2 protein-coding genes and 1 pseudogene are annotated in these 1,715 nt (G+C 61.0%); 2 read left to right on the top strand and 1 reads right to left on the bottom strand.

The window, feature by feature from the left end; all coding sequences use genetic code 11:
- A pseudogene (locus ACOTX7_RS23775) lies at positions 1–158 on the top strand (SHV family class A beta-lactamase); the annotation flags it as partial.
- A gap of 20 nt (positions 159–178) precedes the next feature.
- Here the strand turns inward: ACOTX7_RS23775 and ACOTX7_RS23770 are convergent.
- A complete protein-coding gene (locus ACOTX7_RS23770) occupies positions 179–940 on the bottom strand; it encodes a DeoR/GlpR family DNA-binding transcription regulator (protein WP_002210513.1) in 762 nt (253 codons plus the stop codon).
- 260 nt (positions 941–1,200) lie between these two features.
- On the opposite strand from ACOTX7_RS23770, the gene ACOTX7_RS23765 reads away from it, so the two are divergent.
- The coding region (locus tag ACOTX7_RS23765; RefSeq protein WP_032723123.1) for an NAD(P)-binding domain-containing protein at positions 1,201–1,715 on the top strand (515 nt) is incomplete at its 3' end.

The raw sequence follows: 1,715 nt of genomic DNA, 5'->3' as shown, positions 1-1,715 counted from the left end.
AGCGGGGTGCGCGCGGGATTGTCGCCCTGCTTGGCCCGAATAACAAAGCAGAGCGCATTGTGGTGATTTATCTGCGGGATACGCCGGCGAGCATGGCCGAGCGAAATCAGCAAATCGCCGGGATCGGCGCGGCGCTGATCGAGCACTGGCAACGCTAAGCCGGCGGTGGCCGCGCGCGTTATCCGGCCCGCAGCACCTCGCAGGCGTGCCGGGCGATATGACTGGCGGCGGCATCGGAAAGATGCCGGTCGGTAATGATGGTGGTGAACCGGGTCAAAGGTAACGCCATAAACGTGGCCACCTGATTGTATTTCGAACTGTCGCACAGCAGGATGCTTCTCGCGCTGACCTGGCTGACGGTCTCCTTGACGGTAACCTTGTTCTCATCAGGGGTGAATATCCCGCGACTGTCCCAGCCGCTGGCGGAGATAAAGGCCGTATCGATAGCCAGGTGGCGTAACGTACGCGCCGCCGATTCGCCCACGCAGGAGCGGTTCTCCCGGCACAGAGTGCCGCCGGTGTGGATCACGCCGCACTGGCTGGCATCGATCAGCAGCTGGGTTATCTCAAAATCATTGGTGACCACCTGGAGATCGTTCCGGTCGAGGATCGCCCGCGCCAGCGCCAGGGTGGTAGTCCCGGCATCCAGATAGATGCAACTGTTTTTAGCGATATGACTCGCCGCCAGCGCGCCGATCGCCTGTTTCTCCTCACTCTGCAGCGTGCTTTTCACCAGATGACTGGGTTCCGCGGCCAGCCGGCTGACGGCGCGTACGCCGCCCGAGACGCTGACCAGCAGCCCCTGCTCCTCCAGTTTACTGACGTCCCGACGGATGGTCATATGGGACACGCCGAGGATCTCCGTCAGCTCGTTAATGCTTACCGCCCCACGCTGCTCCACCAGGGCTAAAATACGCTGATGTCGTTCTATTGGAATCACCGCTCTCCCCTTACCATTTTTTCACACCAGGCGTCACCACCCAGGCTACGGCCCTGGCGACACCCGGTGTTGTTATCGCGCTTTGCCGCTGTTTTTAGGCTATTTTAGGGCAAGAATCGCCGTTGTGCAGCCTCTTTCCGCCTGTGAATTTTTTATATTCATGTGGGTTATTCGTGATAACTCTCACATAAATTCACATGATAACGCTTTATTCTATCATTAAATCACATTAATTAACTAATGTTCACAAGGAGACCAGCATGGCTGCACACACTAACGTCTGCGTGATTGGACTGGGTTCAATGGGCATGGGCGCCGCCCGCGCCTGCCTGCAGGCGGGCCTGAACACCTGGGGCGTTGACATCAATCCCGACAACTGTCGCGCACTGCTGGCGGCGGGCGCCAAAGGCGCGGGCCCCAGCGCGGTGCCGTTCGCCGCGGAACTGGATGCAGTTGTGCTGCTGGTGGTCAATGCCGCCCAGGTGCGGGGGATCCTGTTCGGCGAGAGCGGCCTCGCCGCCCATCTGAAGCCGGGCACCGTCGTGATGGTGTCGTCCACCATCGCCTCCGCCGATGCTCAGGCCATTGCCGAGGCGCTGGCGGAGTACCAGCTATTGATGCTCGACGCGCCGGTATCGGGCGGCGCCGTGAAAGCGGCCGCCGGCGACATGACGGTGATGGCCTCCGGGAGCGATGCCGCCTTTGCCCGACTCGCGCCGGTGCTGGACGCCGTGGCCGGCAAAGTCTACCGCATCGGGAGCGACATTGGTCTTGG

The sequence above is a fragment of the Enterobacter cloacae complex sp. IR5418 genome (genome assembly GCF_049238105.1).
GTDB classification, from domain to species: Bacteria; Pseudomonadota; Gammaproteobacteria; order Enterobacterales; family Enterobacteriaceae; genus Enterobacter; species Enterobacter hormaechei.
This window is presented reverse-complemented; position numbering and strand designations above follow the sequence as displayed.